The 431-nt window shown below is 72.2% G+C and carries 1 pseudogene; it reads right to left on the bottom strand.

Features of this window, described 5'->3' with window-relative positions:
• Positions 1 to 8 precede the first annotated feature (8 nt).
• A pseudogene (locus AB4Z35_RS30670) lies at positions 9 to 431 on the bottom strand (carbohydrate-binding family V/XII); the annotation flags it as partial.

Here is a 431-nt window from a genome sequence, read left to right as displayed (position 1 = left end):
GCGCGCGATCAGCGCCGGAAGCCGTGGAAGCGACCGCCTCCGCCGCCGAATCCGCCGCCACCGAAGCGCCCGCCCCCGCCCTGGAAGCCGCCCCCGCGGCCCTGCCACTGCTGCGCGGAATTGCCGAAGCGTTGCTGGCCGACATCGCGCGCCTGGCGCTGCTGGTCGAGCCGGTTCTGCACGTCGCTGTTTGGCTGCACCGGCTGCCAGCCGTTGGGGGTGTGCTGCTGCCAGCCATCGTCGGTGCGCTGGTAGACGTTGCCGTCGTGGCCGGCGTAGACGTTGCCGTTGTTCCACGCCACGGCGTTGTTCTTGTTCGGATTGACCACCACACCGCGGCTGCCGGCGGTGTGGTCGCCGGTCTGGGTGTTGCCGGCCACGCCGAACTCGGCGGCGCCAGCCCGGCCGGTTTGCGCGTTGTAGCCCGCCAC

Source organism: Pseudomonas sp. KB_15, from assembly GCF_052114525.1.
GTDB lineage: Bacteria > Pseudomonadota > Gammaproteobacteria > Pseudomonadales > Pseudomonadaceae > Aquipseudomonas.
Note: the sequence above shows the minus strand (reverse complement) of the source record. Positions and strands in the feature narration are given on the sequence as shown.